Genomic DNA, 22,586 nt, shown 5'->3' with positions numbered 1-22,586 from the left:
GCCCCCCCCCCCCCCCCCCCCCCCCCCCCCCCCCCCCCCCCCCCCCCCCCCCCCCCCCCCGCGCCTGGATGCAACGCTGGACTGCGGGGCGCCCCCTCATCCCCAACCCCTTCTCCCCGGGGGGAGAAGGGGCTAAGAAGCGCCCATGAAACCGATCCCGCCCGAAGCGCCCCGGGACTGCCCGCTCTGCCCGCGCCTTGTGGCGTATCGCGAGGCCGTGCGTGCGAAGGAGCCCTCCTGGTTCAATGGCGCGGTGCCGAGTTTTGGCTCTGACAAGGCAGAGCTGCTGATCGTCGGCCTTGCGCCGGGCGTCACCGGGGCAAACCGCACAGGTCGTCCGTTCACGGGCGATTGGGCGGGTGATCTTCTCTATGCCACGCTGGAAAAGTTCAGTTTCAGCGAAGGCAGTTATGCGGCTGATCCCGGCGACGGGCTGACACTTTCCGGCGCGATGATCACCAATGCCGTGCGCTGCGTGCCGCCGGAGAACAAGCCCGTCGGCGCCGAGATCAATGCCTGCCGGCCGTTCCTGAAAGCCCGCATCGCTGCGCTGCCGAAGCTGAAAGTCCTGCTCTGCCTCGGCAAGATCAGCCATGATTCGACGCTGCGCGCGCTGGGCCTTAAACTGTCAGACCATCCGTTCGGACACGGAACAAATTACCAGGTGACGGCGGGCGGGCGGCCGGTAACGCTGCTCTCCTCCTATCATTGCTCGCGCTACAATACGAACACAGGCCGTCTGACAGCGGAGATGTTCGAGGCAGTGTTTGCGCAGGCGCGGCGGGTGTTGGGGTAAGAGGCCCTCACCTCCCATCGCTTCGCGATGGGCCCCTCCTCTCCCGCGAGCGGGAGAGGGATTAAGGGGGGAGCGCCACTGAGCCCTCTCCCTCTGGGAGAGGAGGGGCCCGCGCCCAAAGGGCGTGGGAGGTGAGGGCCTTCCGCCCTAACCCGCCTTCAGGATCCGCGCCTTCTGCCGCTGCCAGTCGCGCTTGGCCTCATTCTCGCGTTTGTCATGCGCCTTGCGGCCTGTGGCAACGCCGATGAGGAGTTTGGCGCGGCCCTTGTCGTTGAAATAGAGTTTCAGCGGCACGATCGTGCGCCCGGCGCGCTCCACTTCCTGGGAAAGTTTCGCAAGCTGGCGTCTCGACACCAGCAGCTTCCGCCTCCGGCGCGGCTCATGGTTGAAGCGGTTGGCGCCGGCATAGGTCTGGATCTCGGCATTGATCAGCCACAGCTCGCCGCCCTCGACCGAGGCATAGGCCTCGGCGATGTTCGCCTTGCCCTCGCGCAGGGATTTCACCTCCGAGCCGACCAGCATGATGCCGGCCTCCAGCGTGTCCTCTACGGAATATTCCCGCCGCGACCTGCGGTTCTCCGAGACGAGGCCGTCCGAGCGGCCCTTGACGGCGGCGCCCTTCGCCATGGCGCTCACACCCGCACGCCGGCAGCGGCCAGCGCGTCATCAATCATCGCCTGCGCGGCGGCGTCCGGCCCGGTGACCGGCAGGCGCACATCCGGCGCGCAGAGGCCGAGGCGCGACAGCGCATATTTCGCCGGGCCCGGCGAGGGCGAGCAGAACAGCGCGCGGTGCAGGTAGATCAGCCGCCGCTCGATCTCGCGCGCGGCGGCAAGGTCGCCGGCAGCGAAGGCAGCGTGCATGGCCGCGCAGTCTTCCGGCACGACATTCGCGGTGACGGAGATACACCCCGCCCCGCCCATCGCGAGGAAGCCGAGGGCGGAGGGATCATCGCCCGACAGCTGCACGAACTGTTCGTCCGGCCCGATCAGGGCAGCATGGTAGGAGACCCGGTCCATATCCCCGGTCGCGTCCTTGATGCCGATGATGTTGGGCAGGCAGGCAAGCCGGGCCACTGTCTCCGGCTTCAGGTCCACCACTGTGCGGCCAGGCACGTTATAGAGCAGCACCGGCAGGGCGACGGCATCATTGATGGCTTTGAAATGGGCGTAGAGCCCGTCCTGATTCGGGTTGTTGTAATAAGGCGCCACGACCAGCGCGGCATCCGCCCCGGCGGCCTTGGCATGGGCGGCGAGGTCAATCGCCTCGTCGGTAGAGTTCGAGCCTGCCCCCGCGATCACAGGCACGCGCCCCGCTGCCACTTCGACACACAGGGTCACGACCGCCTTGTGTTCTTCCGTCGACAGGGTGGAGGTCTCGCCCGTGGTGCCGACCGGCACCAGCGCGGACGAGCCCGCTGCAATCTGGCGTTCAACCAGAGCGGAAAAGGCCTTGCGGTCGACAGCGCCGTCGCGGAAAGGTGTGACAAGAGCCGGGATGGAGCCGTGGAACATTCTGCTGACCATATTCATGGATCGGTTGGGAATGCGTGCTAGGCTCTGTTGATGCCGTTGTCACGCGCCGGTGCTCAATTTTACTGAGGTGAAGCTGACCATGATCCGGATTTCTGCAGTTTTTGTGGCGCTCGCGCTGCTGCTTTCGGGCACCTCACTGGCCGCGCGGCCGGAGGGTCCGAGCCTCAAGCCACGCCCCGGCGCCGCCCCCGGCGACGGCGAAACACCGGCCCCGGTCGTGCGCCCGCTGTCTGCGCCGCCATCGGCAGCAAGCCCCGGACTGCCCCCCGGCCCGGCGACGCCTGTGCCCGCACTGGCCGCCAGCCGGACGAGCTCCGCCGAAGCGGCCTATCTGGAACGGGCCTTCGCCGCCGCCGCGCGCGGATCCTGGGGCGAGGTTGCCCGGATGCAGTATGAAGCGCCGAGCCAGATCCTGCGCGATCTGATCCTGTGGAAGCGCGCCAGCGACGGCGCCCCCGGCACGACCTTCGACGAGCTGAACCTGGCCCTGACCAGCCTGTCCAACTGGCCGAAGACCACCGACATCCGCCGCCGCGCCGAAGACATCATTGATGGCAGCAGCCTGCCGCCGTCCGCGCGCATCCAGTGGCTGGAAGCCTCCGGCCCCATCACCGGCGCGGGCAAGGTAGCGCTGGCCAACGCCTATGCCGCCAATGGCAACCGCACGAAGGCCGAGGAAGTCATCCGCGATGTCTGGCGCCACAACACGCTCGACACGACGCTGGCCCGCACGGTGCTGGCCCGCTATGGTCAGGCGCTCAGCCGCGACGACCATCACGCCCGGGCCGAATTCCTCCTCTGGACCGGCCAGCAGCGCGAGGCCGAAGCCCTGCGCCCGCAGCTTTCCGCAGACTATCGCGCGCTGATGGACGCGCGCCTCGCCCTTGCCCGGCGGGGCCGCAATGTCGATGCGCTGGTGCGCGCCGTGCCCGATCACCTCCAGTCCAATCCCGGCCTGATGTATGAGCGCGCCCGCTGGCGCCGCACCAATGACCAGCGCGACGGCGCCACCCAGCTGCTGGCCGGCATCAATGGCCGCGATGTGCCAGTCTCTGGCCGCAGCCGGCTGTGGAGCGAGCGCGCCCTTGCCGTGCGCGACGACCTGAAGAACCGCAACTATGCCCGCGCCTACCGCCTTGCTGCGCCGCACGGGATGAACTCGGGCGCCAGCTTTGCCGAGGCCGAATGGCTGGCCGGGTGGATAGCGCTGCGCCTGAATGGCGACGCGACCCGCGCGGTCAGCCATTTCGAGACGATGGCCGCCGGCGTCGGCGCCCCGGTCAGCGTCTCGCGCGGGCAATACTGGACCGGAAGGGCGCGCGACGCCCTCGGCCAGCAGGACGCCGCCCGCGAGGCCTACACCGCCGCAGCCGCGTTCAAATACACTTATTACGGCCAGCTCGCCTCCGAACGCATCGGCGACCGGACGATCGAGTTCGCCGCAGTCCAGCCCTCCGCCGAGCAGGCCGAAGCCTTCGAGGAGATGCCCCTGATCCAGGCGCTGCGCCTGATTGGCCAGACCGGCCAGATGGGCATGTTCCGCGAATTCTCGCACCATGTGGACGATGTGCTGGACACGCCCGAACAGTATGAGCTGCTGGCCCAGCTGAACCATGGCCTCAGCCAGCACGACACCGCCGTGCGCGCCGGCAAGGCCGGCCTGCAGCGCGGCATCATTGCGCCGGGCGCGGCCTATCCGGTGATCCTCCACCCCTTCTCGCGCCAGCCGCAGGTGGAGACCGCCTACATCCTCGCCATCACGCGGCAGGAGAGCGAATTCAACCCCAACGCCCGCAGCCCGGTCGGCGCGCTCGGCCTGATGCAGTTCATGCCGTCAACTGCCCGCGCCGAGGCCCGCCTGCGCGGCATGCCCTATGAACAGGCCTGGCTGACCACCAACCCCGCCTACAACATGACCCTCGGCGGGCTGCACCTCGACACGCTGCTGAGCCAGTTCGGCGGCAGCTATATCATGACAGCAGCCGCCTATAATGCCGGCCCCTCGCGCCCCAGCCAGTGGGTGCGCGACTATGGCGACCCGCGCGCCGGCCAGATCGACCCGATCGACTGGGTGGAGTTCGTGCCCTTCTCCGAGACCCGCAACTACATCCAGCGCGTGATGGAAAACATCCAGGTCTACCGCCACCGCCTGAGCGGCCAGCCCGAAGAAATCCGCCTGACGGACGATTTGAAACGCGGCCGGAGATAAAGGGGCGGGGGGCGTGCCTCGTAGGGTGCATTAAGCGGAGAGCAATGCACCATCACCCACGCCCCCCCCCTTTGTCATTCCGGCGAACGCCGGACCCCAGAGCCACCGAGCGAAACGCTGCCGCAAACTGGTTCCCGGCATCCGCCGGGATGACATCAGAAAGGCGGCGTCTGTCACGCCCTCCTCTCGCCAGCGAGCGCGGAAGGGACTAGAGAGGGGCCATGTCGCTCCCGCCTGTGTTTCTCTCTGCGCTCAAGGATCTGCTCGGCCCGAAGGGGTGGACGGAGGATGCGGAGAAGCGCGCCGAGGCCGCCACTCCCTGGCGCGGCACCTATCGGGGCGAGACGCCGCTGGTTGCCCGCCCGGCCTCCACAGAAGAAGCCGCCGCGCTCGTGCGCCTGTGCGCCCAGCACCGTGTGGCGATCACGCCGCAGGGCGGCAATACCGGCCTTGTGGATGGCGGCACGCCGCATGGCGAGATCTGCGTGTCGATGATTCGGATGAGCGCGCTGCGCGGCGTGGACGCGCTCAACAATTCGATGACCATCGAGGCGGGCGCAACGCTCATCCGTGCACAGACGGTGGCGGAAGAGGCGGGCCGTCTGTTCCCGCTCTCGCTCGGCTCCGAAGGCACCGCGACGATTGGCGGGCTGATCTCCACCAATGCCGGCGGCGTCGCCGTGCTGCGCTATGGCATGATGCGCGATCTGATCCTCGGGCTGGAGGTCGTGCTGCCGTCTGGCGAGGTGTGGGACGGATTGTCCGGCCTGCGCAAGAACAATACCGGATATGACCTCAAGCACCTGTTCGCAGGCGCCGAGGGCACGCTGGGTCTTGTTACCGCGGCCACGCTGAAACTGTTCCCCCGCGTGGAAAGCGCCGCTGCCTGGGTGGTTTGTGCGTCGGCGGAGCATGTCGTGCGCCTGCTCGCGGCGGTACAGGAAAAGGCGGGGGATTCGGTCACGAGTTTCGAGATGATCCCGGCGAACGCGGTCGAGATGGTGGCAGCGGATATTCCGTCTACGCGCGATCCTTTGCCGTCGAACGCGGCATGGCGCGTGCTGATCGAGATTTCCCAGCCCACGGCGAACCATGCCCGCACGCTGCTTGAGGCGGCGCTGGAGGCCGCAGCAGAAGCGGGACTGATCGAGGACGCCGTGATCGCCGCCAGCGAGGCGCAGGCGAAAAGCTTCTGGCACATCCGCGAATCCATCCCCCTGTCGAAGCGCGCCTATGGGACAGCGCTGAACCAGGACATTTCCGTTCCGGTGAGCCGAATTCCGGTATTCATCGAGGCGTGCAACGGCGCCGTGCGCAGCATTCTTCCGCAGGCGGATTTTGTGATCTTCGGCCATGTCGGCGACGGGAACCTGCATTACTCCGTGGTCGAACCAGCCGGCGCCGCCGCCCCGCAGCTGAAAGCAGCCGAGGCCGCCATCACGCGGGTGATCTTCGACACGGTGATGGCGCATGGCGGCTCGATCTCCGCAGAGCACGGCGTCGGCCGGCTGAAACGCGACGAGCTCGCCCGCCTGCGCCCGGCGGCCGCGACAGAAACCATGCGCGCCATCAAACGCGCGCTGGACCCCCTGAACATCATGAATCCGGGCCGCGTCGTCAGCATCTGATACCGCCCGCAGCGGAACAGGTTGCCGCCGCATTAACCTTTCGCTAACCAGACTTTCTGACATGCTGACGCCCGCGCCGGCCGTCAGGCTGGCAGGCCGCAGAATGCGAGGGGACGGGACACATGGTCTGGTATGCCGACCTGAGGAACACAAAGCTGTTCGCGCCGTCCGAGCGCGACTGGACTTCGCGGCGCCTTCTTGACCTGCGCGCGCAGATCGCCTCCGGCCCGCCGCGCGGCATTCCCCGGCGCACGAAGGATGCAAGCCTCATCATCGGCACCTGGAACATCCGGGACTTTGACAACAACAAGTTCCGCCACGGCCCCCGGCGGCGCGAAAGCCTGCATTACATTGCCGAAATCCTGTCCTGTTTCGATGTCTGCGCGCTGCAGGAGGTGAACGAAGATGTCCGCCCCCTGAGGGATGTGATCCGGCTGATGGGACCGGGATGGGATTTCATCGCGACGGACGTGACCACCGGCGCCTCGGGCAACCGCGAGCGGATGTGTTTCGTGTTCGACTCGCGCAAGGTGAAATTCCGCAACATTGTCGGCGAGATCGTGCTGCCGAAACATGCGCTGCTTCCGGGCGAGCAGCAGTTTGCCCGCACGCCCTTCATGGTGAGCTTCCAGGCGGGGTGGTTCAAATTCTCTCTGTGTACGGTGCACATCTTCTTTGGCGAGGCCTCAAAGGGCAGCGACGGCTATGCAAGGCGCGTGGCGGAGATCGACTATATCGCCCGCGAGATGGCGGGGCGGGCCGACAAGGAGGATGAGAACTACATCCTGCTGGGCGATTTCAACATCAAGAACCCGGTTGACGAGACCATGCTGGCGCTGACCAAGGCCGGTTTCCAGCTGCCGCCCGAGCTCTTCCCGTCAAACCTTCTGGGCACGCACTATTATGACCAGATCGCCTTCCGCACGCGCCCCGACGAGCTGACCTTCCTGTCCGCCGGGGCCTTCAACTGGTCAGAAACATTGTTCCGCCCCGAACATTACGAGCATTATGCGCCCGTCCTCCCGAAGCGCCACCGCGACCTTGGCGCTGATGGCAAGCCACGCGACGCGGCCAAGGACAAGGAATACTATTCCCGGCGCTGGCTGACCTGGCAGATGTCGGACCATCTTCCGCTCTGGGTGGAGCTGGCGATCGACTTCTCTGATGCCCACCTCCTGAATAATCTGGACCCGGATTATGAGCGGCGGGACGTTCCGGCGCAGCTGGAACACGCAGAGGATGGCACCCCGCTGGAACAGGCAGACGCGCCGCCGGAGCCTGCCGAGCCGGCCGCGCCCCTGAAGCGCGGACGCAAGGCCCCAAGGGTTGCCCCGCCGGAGAAGCAGGGCATCCTGGCGCCGGCGCCGAAGATGAGTTTCGGCGAGGCCTGGCGCATCTTCTGGTGGGTCGCGGGCGGCGGGGCCGACCGGCTGCGCAAGACACGCGAGGCGGAGAAAAAGGCCGCAAAGCCGAAGAAAGCGAAGGCGAAGGGTTGACCCTTCAGGCCTCTAGCAGGCTGGCGGCAGCCGCCCAGAGCGGCTCGGTCGCGCGCACCATGACCGGGTGTACGGAGGATACTGCCGCGCCAGATGTGCTCGTGCCGGTCACGGCGAAGGCGATTTCGGCATCCAGTTGCGGCGCATGGAAGGCGCCCGAATAGAGCCCGTGGGCCTCGCCATGATGGCCAACCAGAAACACGCCCGGGATAGGCGAGCGCTCCGCCAGATGCCATTGCACGCCGAAGCCGAAATTCAGGAAGTAGCCGTCTTCCGTGTCGCCATTCGGAAAGACCGGGCTGTAACCCCAGACGCGGTTCATCGCAGCGGGCGCGGCCGCGCGGGCGAGGACGGCGATATCCTCAAGGCTCGCGCGCAGGCCGCCCTGCGGGCTAAGCAGCGTTCCGTTCGTGCCCGGACGGTAATCCTCGAGACGGAAGCCTTGCCGCTGCAGGATGGCAGGGCCGGCGGCGGCCAGCGTTTCCGGCCCGTCAATCCGCACCTTCCAGCTTGCGTCATCCTCGCGGGCGTAGAGCGTTGCCCCCTGCGCGCGGCGGCCCGCCGGCACCCAGGACCAGTTGAACCCCGCCGCCCCGATGCCGAGCGGCAGGAGCACCTCGCGCGCGGCGAGCACATCAAACCGCTCCCCGGTTTCCTGTTCCAGCAGGTGGGCGGCGAGACCATAACCCAGATTGCTGTATTTGAACCCGGTGCCCGGAATGGCCCACGGGGCGCGGCTCCACATTGCCTCCGTGAACAGGTCCTCTGTACGCCCCGGTGCGGGCATCCAGTAAACGTCCGGGTCCTGAAGGCCGGAAAGGTGCATGATGAGATGGCTGAGCGTGATCGGCAGGCCCGGATGATCCGGATGGACCAGCGCCGGCGTGAAGCGCTCCCGAATATCCGTTTCCGGATCAATCACGCCCTTCTCCGCCAGGCGCAGCACGGTGAGCGCGGTTGCCATCTTGGAGACGGAGGCGACGCGCATCGGCGTCTGCGGCGTGAAGGCGCGCGGCTCTGCCTCTCCGGCGGCGCCTTGGGCGAGGCCGGCGGCATGGGCAAACACCGTCCGCCCGCTCCGGCGCACGACGAGGCCTGCGGCGGGCACGGAAGCCGACAAGAGCAGATCCTCGATCCGGCGTCTTGCGGAGGCTTCCGCCACGCTTTCCCCGCCCCGGCTAGCGCAGGCGGCGAGCATCAGCGCGGGCGCTGCGCCCAAAAACGTCCGGCGGCGGAAGGTCGCGCTCCTCATCCGCGCCGCCCGAACAAGCGCTCAATGTCGGCGAGTTTCAGCTCCACATAGGTCGGGCGCCCATGATTGCACTGGCCGGAATGCGGCGTTGCCTCCATCTGGCGCAGGAGCGCGTTCATCTCCTCGCCCGTCAGCCGCCGGCCCGCGCGGATGGAGGAGCGGCAGGCCATATTGCCCATCACCTCCTCGAAACGCTCCGTAAGCGTGAGCCCCGCTTCATACTCGGCAAAATCATCGGCCAGGTCGCGCAGGAGGCCCGCCGCATCCATCTCGCCGAACAGCGCGGGGGTGGCGCGCACACAGACGGCGCCGGGGCCGAACGCCTCGACTTCCAGGCCGAGCGCGTCGAGTTCCTCACTGCGGGCGATCACGCGCGCGGCCTCGTCTTCGGTCAGCTCAACCACATCGGGGATCAGCAGCGCCTGGCGGCGCACGCCGCCTTCAGCCATCTGGCGTTTCATCGCCTCATAGACGAGGCGTTCATGCGCCGCATGCTGATCAACGATGACGATACCGTCCGCCGTCTGAGCAATGATGTAGGTTTCATGCAGCTGCGCGCGGGCGGCGCCGAGCGGATAGTCCGCCCCTGCAGCGGGCAGCGGCGCAGGCTCGACACGGGCCGCCGGGGCCACATCCGCCGGGGCGGACAGTTCGCTGCGCGGCGGCAGGGTGAAAGCGGCGGGCGCCTCGGCGACCCCGCGCGAGGCCGCGCCCGGCGGCATGGCGGGGCGTAAGGCAGCCGGCTGCGGCGCCTGCCAGAGCAGGCCCGGCTGCGGGCTTTCCGGCCGCGCGCGGCCAAGCGCATAGACTGCAACCGTGGTGGAGGCGCGGTGACCGGCGGCGGCGAGGGCGTGGCGCAGCGCCGAAATCATCAGCCCGCGCACGCCGCCCGCATCGCGGAAGCGCACCTCGGTTTTTGCCGGGTGCACGTTCACATCGACGCCTTCGGGATCAAGGTCCACGAACAGGGCGACGAGCGGATGGCGGTCGCGCGCGAGAAAATCCTGATAGGCCGCGCGCACAACGCCCGTCAGCATACGGTCCTTCACGGGCCGTCCGTTGACGAACAGGTATTGCATCTGCGCATTGCCGCGATTGAGCGTCGGCAGGCCTGCAAAGCCGGTGATGCGCACGCCTTCGCGCTCGGCCTCGATGGCGACGGCATTGGCGGAAAACTCCCGCCCCATGATCGCGCCGAGGCGTTTCAGCTGCCCCCCCGCGCCGGCCGCTTCGGCGGCGTAGCGCAACAGGCTGCGCCCCTCGCTTTCCAGCCGGAAGCCAACCTGCGGATTGGCCATGGCGAGGCGTTTCACAGTATCAGAGACCGCCATCGTCTCGGCCCGCTCGCCGCGCATGAATTTCAGCCGCGCGGGGGTAGCGAAGAACAGGTCTTCCACATCGATGCGCGTGCCGCTCGTCCCGCGCCCGGCAAAGGCCGCCGGCATCGGCCCGTCGATCCGTCCGCCCTCGGAGCGGATTTCGGCGGCCTCCTCGCCCGGCGCGCGCGAGACGATCCGCATACGGCTCACCGAGGCAATCGAGGGCAGCGCCTCGCCGCGAAAGCCCATCGTGTGAATGTTCAGGAGGTCGACCTGCCCGCCGGGGCCGGGCGAGAGCTTGGAGGTCGCGTGCCGTTCCAGCGCGACGAGGAGGTCGTCGGCGGTCAGGCCGCAGCCATCATCCTCGATGGTGATGCGCTTCAGCCCGCCGCCTTCGATGGCGACGGCGATGTCTGCCGCGCCCGCGTCCAGCGCGTTCTCCACGAGCTCCTTGACCGCCGCCGCCGGGCGCTCGACCACCTCGCCCGCCGCGATGCGGTTGACCACATCGGCGGGCAGTTTCCGGATCAGGGGGCGGGGGCGCGCAGAATCAGCCATGATGACAACAAATCTAGCCGATCACGCCGGCCCTGTCGCGCGCGGCGCTGCAGGGGGGGGCTCCCACGGGCAATGAGGCCAAAGCATATTGCCGCACTCCGCCCCTCGCCCGTTGTGCGCAGGCTGCGGGCGGGCCATCCTTGCGGCTGACACATCAAGCCAAGGTGAGTTTCTTCATGCCCCGCGTCTCCCTGCCCCTGATCGTTTCTGCTGCTGCGCTGGTCTTCACGGCCTGCGGCGGGCCGGACAGCGCCCCGGCGGCGCCGGAAGGCGCACCGCCTGCCCAGCGTGAAGCAGCCGCCCCTGCTGCGCCCGTCCCGGCCGCCGCGCCCGGCGAGCCGAGCCCCGAATTCGCGAACCTTCCGGAGCCTTACCGCTCGGCCAGCTATGCTGCCGGCAACCGCACCTGGCGGCTCTGCCAGTCCTGCCACACGACGAATGAGGGCGGACCGCACCTTGTCGGGCCGAACCTCTACGGCCTGTTCGGCAGCCATGTCGCCTCCAAGGCCGGCTTTGCCTATTCTCCCGCCCTGCAGGCCGCCGATTTCGTCTGGACGCCGGAATTGCTGGACGACTGGCTCGCTAATCCGCGCACCTTCGTGCCCGGCAACCGGATGAGCTTCGCCGGCGTGCGCCGCCCGGAAGACCGGCTCGGCGTGATTGCCTATCTGATGGTCGAGACGGATTATACGCCGGCCGGGGCGGAGTAGGGAGCTGGACGGCCTGTCCTGAGCCATCAGGAAGGCTCACCCTGAGCATATTGGACGGCTCACCCTGAGCGAAGCCGAAGGGCGAACCGGGGGGCGGGGAAGCTCTTCCTAGCCTATCCTTCGACTTCGCTCAGGATGAGCGCGGGTGTCTTGGCGTTCGTCCGGGATGAGCGGGGGATTCATGGCTTGAACTAGTCGCCCACTCCTCCGCCCCTAACGCCGCGCGACGACAGCCACCAGCACGGCGCGTTCAGAGAAGAGCCCGCCATATTCCTGGCGGTAGCCGAGCGAGACATCAAACTCGCTGAAGCGCACCCCCAGCTGCGTTTCCGCCTTCACCGAGCGGGCCGAGCGGGTGCCATCCTCCAGCCAGAGCTGCTCGGTCAGGAAGATGCGTTCCGCGAGGTCCGTGCCGTAGCCGAACTCGATCCGGTTGCGCGTGCAGCCGCCCTGCTGCTCGATCCGGGCGATGTCGGCGAAGGCGTAACGGGCGCGGCCCTCCTTCGAGACGCCGGACCATCCCGTGCCCAGCCGGGTTTCGAAACCCGCGCCGTCGCAGGCCCGGTCCGCCCCGGTCACGGTCGAGCCATGCACTGCGCCTGCCTCGATGCCGCCCACCCAGCCGCGATGGGCGAACAGCTCGCGCCGCAGGGTCAGGCGGTAGGAGTCCCGGTTGAATTCTGCAGCGCCTTCGAACGTCACCCGTTCGGACTTGGCCGTCACCGTCAGCTTCGGCGTCAGGCCGTATTCGCCGTAGAGATCCGTGCGCCAGCCGCTCGCCCCGTCCAACCGGTCATGCGCGACGAGGGCGCGGCTGTACCAGCCGCCCTCCTCGCGCACCCAGGGTGCCGCCGCCGCCGGACCCGCGAGCGATGCGCCCGCAAGGATGAGTGTGCTGATCCCCCGCATCCGCGCACCTTAAGCGCGTAAGCGGCTGTGGAAAAGATGTTTCGAGAGAGAAACGTCAAAGTCCCTGCGCGGCTTCTTCGGGCGTGAGGTCGCTGCCTGTGCGGATGCGGCCGACGCCCTCATTCGGCAGGCGCGAGACGTAAAGCAGCGTCCACAGCATCGCGATGAAAGAGGCGAGGCCCCAGACCGGCATCGCGAAGCCCATGCCGGCGCCCATGGCGGCTTCGCGCTCGCTTTTCGGCATTGGGCGGGGCGGCCCGCCGCGTCCGCCATTACCGCCGCCTTTGGAAGAGGCCGCCGGCGCAGCAGCCGCTTCGCCCGCCTCCTCTTCAGTCTCCTCCTCAGTCTCCGGCTTCGGCGGAGGGGCCTGGCGCGCCGCAGCGGCTTTCTCCTGCGCGGCGCGGAAACCGGCCGCGCCCATCTGCGTGCCGGCTGCATAAGCGAGCAGGCCGAGCAGCATCGGCAGGATCACGATGATGGCCAGCCAGACCGGCCGGCCGGCATCCGTCAGGCGCCGCACATGCGCGCAGAAGGAGGTGTATTCGGTGACGATCACATAAACGGCGAAGGGCGCCAGCAGCATCGGCACGGAAAAGAGCAGCAGGCTGACAGGCTCGTTGAGGCCCGCGGTGCGCACGCCCGCCATGCCGGCAATGCCGACGATCAGCGAGGGCACGAGATAGAGCAGCACCCGGCCCATGAACATCGCGGTCCAGGCGCGGGTGAAGTGCAGCTTGCTGGTCCGCCCGAAGGGATTGAACAGGGTCTGGGCCCAGTTCATGTCCGACGGGTTATCGCGCACATCGCGGATCCAGGGGCGTTCGGGATCGATCGCAGTCGTCGAGGTGTCCATGATGGGCGCTCTCCTGGCTTGAAGCGGCTGGGTCAGAATGTCGTGTCGGCGCCGGGCGGCAGGCCGTGGCGGTTGGGGTGGGGCTCGCTGCGCAGCCGGTAGGTGACGAAGCCGATCAGCGCGCTGGTGATGAGGAAAGAGGCGACTGTGGACAGCGCCGCCGAGCGGACAAGCTCGACGCCTTCGCGGGCGAGCGCGTCCATGCCCGCCTCCATGCCCTGCGTCTGCGACAGGCGGGAGACCTCCTCATAGATCGTCCAGGCCTGCGGCGAGAGTATGGGCATCAGCAGTACCGACAGGAGCGAGCTGAACACGAGATAGGCAAACAGCGCCACCAGCCACAGCCAGCCGCTGAGGCCGGCATCATGGAAGCGTTTCGCGAACACGCAGAAATACGGGAACACCAGCACATATTGCAGGATGGCGAGCCCTTCGAGGAAGAAGGTGGACACCACGGTGATGATGAGCGCCGCGCCCGTCAGCAGGATATAGCCCTGCGCGAAAGGCTGCGGCGCTAGCCGGCCTTTCGTTTCGAGAAGGATAAATCTGAGGTCCATGCGTCGGATCGTGTCCCAATGGGCCAGGGTTCAGGGGCGTTATCTACCAGCCCTTATCAATAATCGATAAATTTGCGCAACTAAAAAATGCCGGACAGGCGGGTAGCCGCCTGTCATCGGTCCGTTGCAGGCCCGGTCAGGAAAACAGTTCGCCCGGCCCGCCGGGGCCCGGACCATACTGGTTGTCATTCGGGTCCGTCTTCAGCATCCCCATGATGGTGCCGAAAATCGCCGTCATGATCCCGGTCGACACGATCGAGGGTATCAGCTGCGCCTGCCCCACCTGCTGCAGGCTGGCCGTTGTGGCAGACATGATCGCGTCAAGGTCTCCCTGAGCCTGCGCGCGGCTGAGGTCCCGCTGCAACTCGGCCTCGAGTTCAGCCGTATTCACCCCGAACAGGCCGGGAAGGAGGGCGCCCAACAGAAAGGAAAGCACCATCCCCAGCGCCACCAGCGCGAGCGTCAGCCAGCCGGTCTTGCCCGCATCATGGAAGCGCTTCACATGCACCGCAATCCACGGCCAGGCAAAAATGAAACTGAGCAGGCCGAAGAACGGGTTCACGAAGGCGCTGAGCAAGGTGATCGCCGCGCTGATCCCGAACAGCACCAGCACCGCCTGCCAGTAAGTCTGCTGATCAATCCTGCCGTTGGGGTTCAGGTAGAGTTCCATGGATGCTGCTCCGCAGGTTGCCGCTACGCCCGCACCCTAGCCTCCAGCTCAGCCAAACTCCACCATGATCTCGTCTGCCGCGACGCTGTCGCCGGCCTTGACGTTGATCGCCTTGACCGTGCCATTGGCGCCGGCGCGGATGATGTTCTGCATCTTCATCGCCTCGACGATGCAGACCGCCTCGCCTTCCTGCACTTCCTGGCCAAGCGTGACTTCCATCGAAACGACGAGGCCCGGCATCGGCGAGATGACGAGCTTGGATGTGTCGGCTTTTGGCTTCTCCGGCAGGCGGGCATGCAGGTCTGCGACCAGCGGCGTGCAGACGAGCGCGCGCAGCGCGACGCCCCGGTGGCGCAGCATGTAACCTTCCGTGCGGTCGAACACCTTCACCGCGAAGGGCTTGCCGTCGAGCACGCCCTCGATCAGGTGTTGGCCGGGCTGCCAGCTTGTCACCAGGCTGTGCGTCTTGCCGCCATTGATCGTGACCTGCGCCTCACCTGACGCGCCAAGCTCGATATTGACCGGGTAATGCCGGTCGCCGAGGATCACGACCCAGTCGCGGCGCGGATGGGCCGGCTGGGGGCTGACCCGTCCGGAGATCGTCTGTGCCCGGCGGGTCAGGAAGGCGTGCACATAGGCGGCCGAGGTGATCAGCATGGCCTGCTGCTCTTCGGTCGGCTCGGTGCCCTGGAAGCCTTCCGGGAACTCGTCCTTGATATAGGCCGTGGTGATATTGCCAGACCGGAACCGCGCCTCATCGGCCACAGCGGCGATGAAGGGGATATTGTCCTGGATGCCTTCGATATGGAACCGGTCGAGCGCCTCGCCATGGGCGTCCAGCGCGGCGTCGCGGTCCTTGCCATGGGTGATCAGCTTGGCGATCATCGGATCATAGAACATCGAGATCTCGTCGCCCTCGCGCACGCCGGAATCGAGGCGCACGGTGCCGCGCGCGACTTTTCCTTCCGTAGGCGGATGGAAACGCTTCAGGCGGCCGATTGAGGGCAGGAAGTTGCGGTACGGATCTTCCGCATACACACGGCTTTCCACTGCCCAGCCATTGATCTTCAGGTCGCCCTGCTTGATCTTCAGCTTCTCGCCATAGGCGACACGCAGCATCTGCTCGACAAGGTCTACGCCGGTGATCATCTCGGTGACGGGATGCTCCACCTGCAGGCGGGTGTTCATTTCAAGGAAATAGAAGCCCTTGTCGCGGCCCGAGACGACGAACTCCACCGTGCCGGCGCTGTCATAATTCACGGCTTTCGACAGGGCCACGGCCTGCTCGCCCATCTTCTTGCGCGTCTCCGGATCGAGCAGCGGCGAGGGCGCCTCCTCGATGACTTTCTGGTTGCGGCGCTGGATCGAGCATTCGCGCTCGAACAGGTAGAGGCAGTTGCCATGCTTGTCGCCCAGCACCTGGATCTCGATGTGGCGCGGGTCGAGGATGAACTTTTCGATGAAGATGCGGTCGTCGCCGAAGGAGGCATTGGCCTCGGCCTTCACCGCCGGGAAGCCTTCCTCGACTTCCTTGTCATTATGGGCCACGCGGATGCCCTTGCCGCCGCCGCCCGCAGAGGCCTTGATCATCACCGGATAGCCGATCTCGCGGCTGATCTCGACGGCGTGCCTGGTGTCCTTGATCAGGTCCATATGCCCCGGCACGGTCGAGACACCGGCCTCGGCGGCGAGTTTCTTGGAGCTGATCTTGTCGCCCATCGCGTCGATGGCGTGGGCATTCGGGCCGATCCAGCCGATCTTCTCTTCCTCGAGGCGTTTGGCGAAGCCCGGATTCTCGGACAGGAAGCCGAAGCCCGGATGGATCGCTTCGGCGCCGGTCTGGCGGACGGCCTCGATGATCTTGTCCTGCACGAGATAGGACTGCGCCGCCGGAGACGGGCCGATATACACCGCCTCATCCGCCATCTCGACCGCCATGGAGCCGGCATCCGCATCGGAATACACCACCACCGTCTTCACCCCGAGCCGCCGGCAGGTCTTGATGACCCGGACAGCAATTTCCCCGCGATTGGCGATCAGGATTTTCTCGAACATGCGGTGACAGCCCCTCGAAACGTGCAAACCGGTTTCCGTTAAGCCGGGCAGCTTGCCTTGTCCATGCTTGCCGATACGGCAGGCTGGCCCGACTGGAAGTGGGTCCGATTCAAGTGAATAACGCGTGTTAGCGCTACCTGGCGGGGCAGCCCTGTGCTCGCCCTATTCCCGCGGATCCTGCTGCTGGCCGCCGTGCCCCTTGCCGGGCGGCGGGGAGACCCGCTCCTCCGGCTCCTCATTCTCCGTCTGCTGGATGAACTTGGAGAACAGGTGGATCAGGTCGCGCGGCGCATTGGCCGCCATCAGGCTGTCGATCGGGTCATCCCGGCGCACGATCATCGAGCCGACCGAGCCATGCCGGTCGACCCGGAAGTAGTTCATTGACCAGTTGGGAAAGGCCCGCTCCCGGCACCATTCCGCCAGGATGCGCACCACGCCGGTATGGCGCGGATCGGTGACGATCCGGCTGTAGATCTCGTCGATCTCGGCGCGCGGCCCCTCGATCAGCTGCATGAAGTTGGTGCCGTTATGCACCAGATAGCCGGTGATATAGCGTTCTTCATTGTTCGACTGGGAGGCGTTCAGGATGGCTTCGATGTCCTCATCCACAAGCCCTGGCCGCGCTGTGCTCACATAAACGAGCCTGAAAAGTCCTGATGCCATCTAGTCCGGCCACTTCTGATACCGCCGGCATATTCGCCAAGGCGCCGGTTGCGTACAAGCCGGGGGCCTACTCGCCTCCTCCGGGCGCGGGGTGAAGGCTTGACGCTGGCGCCCCGCGGCCGCTTCTGGAGCCATCATTGACATCAGCGCCGCCGGAAATGGCGCGGGCCCGGAGGAATTCGACATGCCAGCATCACGCGAACTTGAAGGGCGCACAGCCCTCGTCACAGGGTCTGCCACCGGCCTCGGCCGCTCCATCGCCCTGAAGCTGGCCGAACGCGGCGCCAGCGTCATCGTCAACTGCACGCGCTCCGTTGCCGAAGGCGAACAGACCGTCGCCGATTGCCAGGCCGCCGGCGGGCAGGCACGCCTCGTCCAGGCCGATGTCTCCACCGAGGAAGGCTGCGCGAAGCTCGCCGAAGCCGCCGCCCAGGCCGGGCGTCTCGACATCCTCGTCAATAATGCCGGCATCACCAAACACGCCCGCGATCACAGCGATCTCGACGCCCTGACCCGCGATGATTTTCTGGACCTCTATGCGGTTAATGTCGCCGGCCCGTTCCTGATGCTGCAGAAGACCAAGGCCCTGCTGACCGAGGCGTACCGGCAGACAGGCCAGGCCTCTGCCGTGCTGAATGTCTCCTCGATTGCCGGGGTGACGGGCGTTGGCTCCTCGGTGGCCTATGCCGCCACCAAGGGCGCGCTCAACACGATGACGCTCAGCCTCGCCCGGGCGCTCGCCCCCGCGATCCGCGTCAACGCCATCTGCCCGGGCTTTATCGGCACCCGCTGGTTCAAGGACATCATGGACGAGGCCCAGTACCGCAAGATGGAGGCCGGGGTGGCCGCCTCGGTGCCGCTGAACGTCGCCAGCGGGCCGGATGATGTCGCCGATTCGGCGGTGTTCTTCCTGACCGGCGCCTCCCGGCACATCACCGGCGAGACGCTGCTGGTGGATGCCGGGATGCATCTTGGCTATGCCCCGCTTGTCGCGCGCTGAGCATCCCGCTGCCTGATTTCTGGACGCTGCACCGCACAATGAGCGGGCATCACCCCCGGCGCCTGCCCAATATGTGATCGTTTCGTGACCCTGGCCCGGGCTTGTCCTTGCGCAAAGGTCGGCGCGGGCCGGAATCCCCGGCAGGGTCCGCCATGGCGCTTCTGCGAGAGCGCGTACACGAAACGGGGTTAATACGCATGCGCAACACATTTTTGAAAGCGGGGGCCGCGCTGACAGCCATCATGGCAGCAGCCGCGGGCACAGCAGCAGCCGAGGGCGAGTTTTCGGCCAACGTCGCGCTGACGACAGACTATGTCTGGCGCGGTGTCTCTCAGTCGAATGAGGACATCGCCCTGCAAGGCGGCTTCGATTACACCAATGGCATGTTCTATGCCGGTGTCTGGGCCTCCAGCATCGACTTCCAGAACCCGGGCGGCACGAGCCTCGAAATCGACCTCTATGGCGGTATCGCCGGCGAACTCGCCAATGGCGTCAGCTGGGATCTCGGCTTCATCTATTACGGCTATCCCGACACCGGTGACGACGATCTGGACTTCTACGAACTGACCGCCGCCCTTGGCTATGAGTTCGAAAGCGGCTTCGGCCTCGGCGGCTCGCTCGCCTGGGATCCGGACAACAAGAGCGTGTATGTCGAGGCAGCAGCCTCCTATGCCATCTCTGATGTGTTCGGCGTCGATGCGACGCTCGGCAATTACAGCTTCGATGGCGGCGGCGACTACACCAACTGGTCGATCGGCGGCACCTACAGCACCGAATGGGTCGATTTCGACCTGCGCTACTGGGGCACCGACATCGACGGCGACCCGCTCGCCGACGACCGTGTCGTGCTGACCATCTCGCGCAGCTTCTGAGAACGCCTGTTCTCGGCGGGGGAACCGCGCGCAGTCTCTGCCATGACTGCGCGCGGTTTTTTTCCGTCCAGCGACCGCCGCCGGGGTGGATCGTGCCCGAAAGGCGGACTATACGCATGACTTTTCCCTCAGGAGAGCCTCATGCGCATCGGTGTTCCAACTGAAATCAAGAAGCAGGAATCCCGTGTCGGCCTGACGCCGGAAAGCGCAGGCGATCTCGTCCGGGCGGGCCATGATGTGCACATCCAGGCGGGCGCGGGCTTTGCCTCGGGCTTTGCCGATGAGGCCTACACATCCGTCGGCGCAAAGATCCTGCCGGATGCCGATGCCGTGTTCGGCGAGAGCGAACTCATCGTGAAGGTGAAGGAGCCCCAGCCGGAAGAAACCGCGCGCCTCACCAAAGACCACACCCTCTTCACCTATCTCCACCTCGCGCCGGACCCGGTGCAAGCCAAAGGCCTGATGCAGTCCGGCTGCCTCGCCATCGCCTATGAGACGGTGACCGATGATGAAGGCGGCCTGCCCCTCCTGCGCCCCATGAGCCAGGTGGCCGGGCGCATGTCGATGCAGGTCGCTGCCGGCGCGCTGATGCGCACCAGGGGGCGCGGGCGTGGCATCCTGCTCGGCGGCGTCCCGGGCGTAGCGCCGGCCAAGGTCGTCATTATCGGCGGCGGCGTCTCCGGCACCCATGCGGCAGAAATCGCCGTCGGGATGCGCGCCGATGTCTGGATCTTCGACCGCAACAATACCCGCCTCAACCAGCTCGACGAGCAGTTCCGCGGCACGGTCAACACGATGTATTCCACCGCCCATTCCCTCGCCGAAGCGATCAAGGACGCCGACCTCGTGATCGGCGCGGTGCTCATCCCCGGCGCTTCGGCGCCGAAGCTCATCTCCCGCGCGCAGCTCTCGACCATGCAGCCGGGCTCGGTCCTCGTCGACATCGCCATCGACCAGGGCGGCTGTTTCGAGACGAGCCGCCCGACCACGCATGACGACCCGATCTATGAGGTCGATGATATCCTGCATTACTGCGTCGCCAACATGCCGGGCGCCGTGCCGCGCACCTCCACCTATGCGCTCAACAATGCGACGCTGCCTTTCGTGATGCAGATCGCCCATCTCGGCGCTCGCCGCGCGATCAATGCCAACCGGCATCTCGCGAATGGGCTTACCGTCGACCAGGGCACCATCGCGCACAAGCTCGTCGCCCGCGACCTCGGTGAAAAATACGTCCGCCCCGACTGGCTGACGGTCGTCTGAACGGCTTACGGCCCGGCGCGGCGGCAAGGTTCAGCCAGAAGTGGCCGGGATTCGAAACAGATGTTGCGGCGCGAAACCCGAGCGTGCATACCTCGCGGCAGACTGCCAACCCGCTGACAGAATGAGGCGCACGCTGTGGAAACAACGAACAAGCCGGTCCAGAAGGCCATCGTGACAACGCCCCGGGTCGACTATGATCCGAGGCTCGATGGCGAGAATATCTTTGCCTCGCAATTTGGCTCGCTCAGCGTCGAACAATGGGTCGACGTCCTGATCCGCTCCATTGATGAACGCGTCATCGACGGTGTCGAATTCCCGACTTTCCCACCGGCGGAAATGCAAAGCGGCATCCATGGCCATTTCGGTGCCCACAGCATCCGCGAAGCTGCGATGTTCTACAATTTCATTCGGGACAATGGCCTCGTGGGCCCGGGCGCGCCGTGGCATGGCAAGGGCTATATGCTTGATTACGGATCTGGATGGGGGCGGATCAACCGGCTTTTCCTGCGCGATTTCCCGCTCCGGAATATCATCGGCTATGAGCCGTCGAACCGGTTCGCCTCGGTCGCGCGCTCCTGCAATCCGTACATCTCTTTCCTGTCAGGCGGCTACCTGCCGGACGGCGTGCTGCCCCAGAACCGGTTCGACCTGATTGTCGGCTGGTCAATCTTTTCGCACCTCTCGCTGAAATCGGCCACGGCCTGGCTTGCCGAGATGCAGCGCGTCACCCGGCCGGGGGCGGCGATTGTCTTGACGACCTGGGGCATGCGATTCCTCGAACGGCTCAAAGCGGCGAAGCACAAGATCGAAGCCGGGGAAGACGTCCACTGGTACACACGGCACTGCGTTGCTGCCAGCGGCGATATCGACCAGAACATTGACGCATACAAAAAAGGCGAGTTCGTCTGGTTCAAGAGTGGGCCGTCAGATCTCTATGGCGAAGCCTTCCTCGGCGAGGCGCCGCTCAAGAAACTGCTGGCCGAACATGCGCCCAAGCTGATGCTCGCCAAGTTCGACGCCGAGTCGCTGCCCCAAGATGTGTTCATCCTCCGCCATCTCGGCTGACGCACGCAGGCTGCCTCACGGTAGGAGTTTCAGATGCCAGCCGGTCCTCGATACGGGTCGGCTGGCGCTGCATTTTTCGCACCTCGCTGACCGGATTCTGGCATCAGGCCGGTAATATTATGAAGGGTTGAAACAGGTGTTGCAGCACAAAACCTGAGCGGGCATAGATCGTGCGACTTGGCCAGAAAGGCCGGCAGAAAGAGGCGCAATCTGTGAATACCGCAACGCAACCGGACCTGCAGGCCATCGTGACCAGTCCCCGCGTGGATTTTGACCCGAGGCTTGACGGCGAGAATGTCTATGCCTCGGCGTTTGGGGCTCTCAGCATTGAGCAATGGATCGACGTGCTGGTTCGCTCCATCGACGAACGCGTCATTGATGGGGTCGAGTTCCCGTCATTTCCGCCGCGCGAAATGCAAAGCAGCATCCATGGCCACTTTGGTGAGCACAGCATCCGCGAGGCAGCCCGGTTCTATACCCTAATCCGCGACAATGGCCTCACCGGCCCGGCCGCGCCCTGGCATGGCACAGGCTACCTGCTGGATTTCGGAATGGGATGGGGCCGTATCACCCGGCCCTTCCTGCGCGACTTTCCCCTCCGCAACATCGTCGGCTATGAGCCGTCGAACCGGTTCGCCTCGGTCGCCCGCTCCTGCAATCCCTATGTCTCCATCCTCTCGGGCGGATACATGCCGGACGGGATCATCCCGCCGGATCGTTTCGACCTTGTTGTCGGCTGGTCGGTCTTCTCGCACCTGTCGCTGAAATCAGCCAGCGCCTGGCTCGCAGAGATGCAGCGCGTGACAAGGCCCGGCGCAGCCATCGTCCTCACAACCTGGGGCATGCGCTTCCTCCAGCGCCTCAAGGCCGAGAAAGCCCAGCTCGATGCCGGCCAGGAGATCCACTGGTATTCGAAAGTCTGCCTCGATACGTGCGGCAACATCGACGAGCGCATCGAGGCCTACAAGCGCGGCGAGTTCGTCTGGTTCAATGGCGGCAATTCCGACCTCTATGGCGAGGCCTTCCTCGGCGAAGGATCCCTGCGAAAGATCCTCGCAGAGCACGCACCGAAGCTGAGGCTCGCCAGGTTCGACACGGCCTCCCTGCCGCAGGACGTGTTCATCCTGCGGCGCGGCGAGTAGCGGCGAATAGCGAACTGAGCGAAGGCCGGGCGCC

Annotated in this window: 20 protein-coding genes; 10 read left to right on the top strand and 10 right to left on the bottom strand. The window is 66.1% G+C overall.

The features are described from left to right. The first annotated feature begins 145 nt into the window (after positions 1–145). A complete protein-coding gene (locus tag ACK4SV_RS01470; protein ID WP_409916009.1) occupies positions 146–796 on the top strand; it encodes a uracil-DNA glycosylase in 651 nt (216 codons plus the stop codon). Between the two features lie 147 nt (positions 797–943). Here the strand turns inward: ACK4SV_RS01470 and smpB are convergent, their stop codons facing one another. Together smpB and dapA are read right to left on the bottom strand one after the other, a co-directional pair. Continuing rightward, the gene (gene smpB / locus ACK4SV_RS01465) at positions 944–1,423 is read right to left on the bottom strand and encodes an SsrA-binding protein SmpB (protein WP_409916008.1); all 480 of its coding nucleotides are present in this window, start codon (positions 1,421–1,423) and stop codon (positions 944–946) included. Positions 1,424–1,428: 5 nt separating this feature from the next. Then, positions 1,429–2,310 (bottom strand): 4-hydroxy-tetrahydrodipicolinate synthase, encoded by an 882-nt coding sequence (gene dapA / locus ACK4SV_RS01460; RefSeq protein WP_409916007.1) that lies wholly within the window; start codon positions 2,308–2,310, stop codon positions 1,429–1,431. 100 nt (positions 2,311–2,410) lie between these two features. On the opposite strand from dapA, the gene ACK4SV_RS01455 reads away from it, so the two are divergent. From ACK4SV_RS01455 to ACK4SV_RS01445, 3 genes are all read left to right on the top strand, one after another. Continuing rightward, complete coding sequence (locus ACK4SV_RS01455) at positions 2,411–4,540, top strand: transglycosylase SLT domain-containing protein (RefSeq protein ID WP_409916006.1); 2,130 nt, start codon at positions 2,411–2,413, stop codon at positions 4,538–4,540. Between the two features lie 221 nt (positions 4,541–4,761). Next, positions 4,762–6,168 carry an FAD-binding oxidoreductase gene (locus ACK4SV_RS01450; protein WP_409916005.1) on the top strand — a complete coding sequence of 469 codons (1,407 nt, stop codon included), beginning with the start codon at positions 4,762–4,764 and terminating at the stop codon, positions 6,166–6,168. Positions 6,169–6,290: 122 nt separating this feature from the next. Further along, entirely contained in the window at positions 6,291–7,664 is a 1,374-nt protein-coding gene (locus ACK4SV_RS01445) for an endonuclease/exonuclease/phosphatase family protein (protein ID WP_409916004.1), read from the top strand. A gap of 4 nt (positions 7,665–7,668) precedes the next feature. Here ACK4SV_RS01445 and ACK4SV_RS01440 read toward each other — a convergent pair whose 3' ends face one another. Together ACK4SV_RS01440 and mutL are read right to left on the bottom strand one after the other, a co-directional pair. Further along, positions 7,669–8,916: a serine hydrolase domain-containing protein gene (locus ACK4SV_RS01440; protein WP_409916003.1), complete on the bottom strand. Its 1,248-nt coding sequence runs from the start codon at positions 8,914–8,916 to the stop codon at positions 7,669–7,671. Further along, positions 8,913–10,793, bottom strand: a complete 1,881-nt coding sequence (gene mutL, locus ACK4SV_RS01435) for a DNA mismatch repair endonuclease MutL (RefSeq protein WP_409916002.1) — start codon at positions 10,791–10,793, stop codon at positions 8,913–8,915. The genes ACK4SV_RS01440 and mutL overlap by 4 nt, the downstream gene beginning before the upstream one ends. Positions 10,794–10,969: 176 nt before the next feature. Here mutL and ACK4SV_RS01430 point away from each other — a divergent pair, with 176 nt between their 5' ends. Then, positions 10,970–11,503, top strand: a complete 534-nt coding sequence (locus ACK4SV_RS01430; protein ID WP_409916001.1) for a c-type cytochrome — start codon at positions 10,970–10,972, stop codon at positions 11,501–11,503. A 213-nt stretch (positions 11,504–11,716) separates the two neighbouring features. Here ACK4SV_RS01430 and ACK4SV_RS01425 read toward each other — a convergent pair whose 3' ends face one another. From ACK4SV_RS01425 to ACK4SV_RS01400, 6 genes are all read right to left on the bottom strand, one after another. Further along, a complete protein-coding gene (locus ACK4SV_RS01425; protein WP_409916000.1) occupies positions 11,717–12,412 on the bottom strand; it encodes a hypothetical protein in 696 nt (231 codons plus the stop codon). A gap of 55 nt (positions 12,413–12,467) precedes the next feature. Next, complete coding sequence (locus ACK4SV_RS01420; protein WP_409915999.1) at positions 12,468–13,265, bottom strand: DUF805 domain-containing protein; 798 nt, start codon at positions 13,263–13,265, stop codon at positions 12,468–12,470. A 32-nt stretch (positions 13,266–13,297) separates the two neighbouring features. After that, on the bottom strand, positions 13,298–13,822 hold the full coding sequence (locus ACK4SV_RS01415; protein WP_409915998.1) for a DUF805 domain-containing protein: 525 nt from the start codon (positions 13,820–13,822) through the stop codon (positions 13,298–13,300). Positions 13,823–13,958: 136 nt separating this feature from the next. Beyond that, a complete protein-coding gene (locus ACK4SV_RS01410; RefSeq protein WP_409915997.1) occupies positions 13,959–14,492 on the bottom strand; it encodes a DUF805 domain-containing protein in 534 nt (177 codons plus the stop codon). A gap of 48 nt (positions 14,493–14,540) precedes the next feature. Then, positions 14,541–16,547 (bottom strand): acetyl-CoA carboxylase biotin carboxylase subunit, encoded by a 2,007-nt coding sequence (locus tag ACK4SV_RS01405; RefSeq protein WP_409915996.1) that lies wholly within the window; start codon positions 16,545–16,547, stop codon positions 14,541–14,543. A 162-nt stretch (positions 16,548–16,709) separates the two neighbouring features. Further along, positions 16,710–17,210, bottom strand: coding sequence for a BLUF domain-containing protein (locus tag ACK4SV_RS01400; RefSeq protein ID WP_409915995.1), 501 nt, complete (start codon positions 17,208–17,210; stop codon positions 16,710–16,712). 184 nt (positions 17,211–17,394) lie between these two features. Here ACK4SV_RS01400 and ACK4SV_RS01395 point away from each other — a divergent pair, with 184 nt between their 5' ends. The 5 genes from ACK4SV_RS01395 (at position 17,395) to ACK4SV_RS01375 (ending at position 22,552) form a co-directional block, all read left to right on the top strand. Next, entirely contained in the window at positions 17,395–18,210 is an 816-nt protein-coding gene (locus tag ACK4SV_RS01395) for an SDR family NAD(P)-dependent oxidoreductase (RefSeq protein WP_409915994.1), read from the top strand. 152 nt (positions 18,211–18,362) lie between these two features. After that, positions 18,363–19,082, top strand: coding sequence for a TorF family putative porin (locus ACK4SV_RS01390; protein WP_409915993.1), 720 nt, complete (start codon positions 18,363–18,365; stop codon positions 19,080–19,082). Positions 19,083–19,223: 141 nt separating this feature from the next. Continuing rightward, entirely contained in the window at positions 19,224–20,345 is a 1,122-nt protein-coding gene (gene ald, locus ACK4SV_RS01385) for an alanine dehydrogenase (RefSeq protein ID WP_409915992.1), read from the top strand. 171 nt (positions 20,346–20,516) lie between these two features. Further along, entirely contained in the window at positions 20,517–21,410 is an 894-nt protein-coding gene (locus tag ACK4SV_RS01380; RefSeq protein WP_409915991.1) for a methyltransferase domain-containing protein, read from the top strand. A 212-nt stretch (positions 21,411–21,622) separates the two neighbouring features. Continuing rightward, the gene (locus tag ACK4SV_RS01375) at positions 21,623–22,552 is read left to right on the top strand and encodes a class I SAM-dependent methyltransferase (RefSeq protein WP_409915990.1); all 930 of its coding nucleotides are present in this window, start codon (positions 21,623–21,625) and stop codon (positions 22,550–22,552) included. Positions 22,553–22,586 lie beyond the last annotated feature (34 nt).

Source organism: Hyphomonas sp., from assembly GCF_046313735.1.
Lineage (GTDB): Bacteria > Pseudomonadota > Alphaproteobacteria > Caulobacterales > Hyphomonadaceae > Hyphomonas.
The sequence above is the reverse complement of the archived record's forward strand: the minus strand, read 5'-3'. Positions and strand labels throughout refer to the sequence as shown.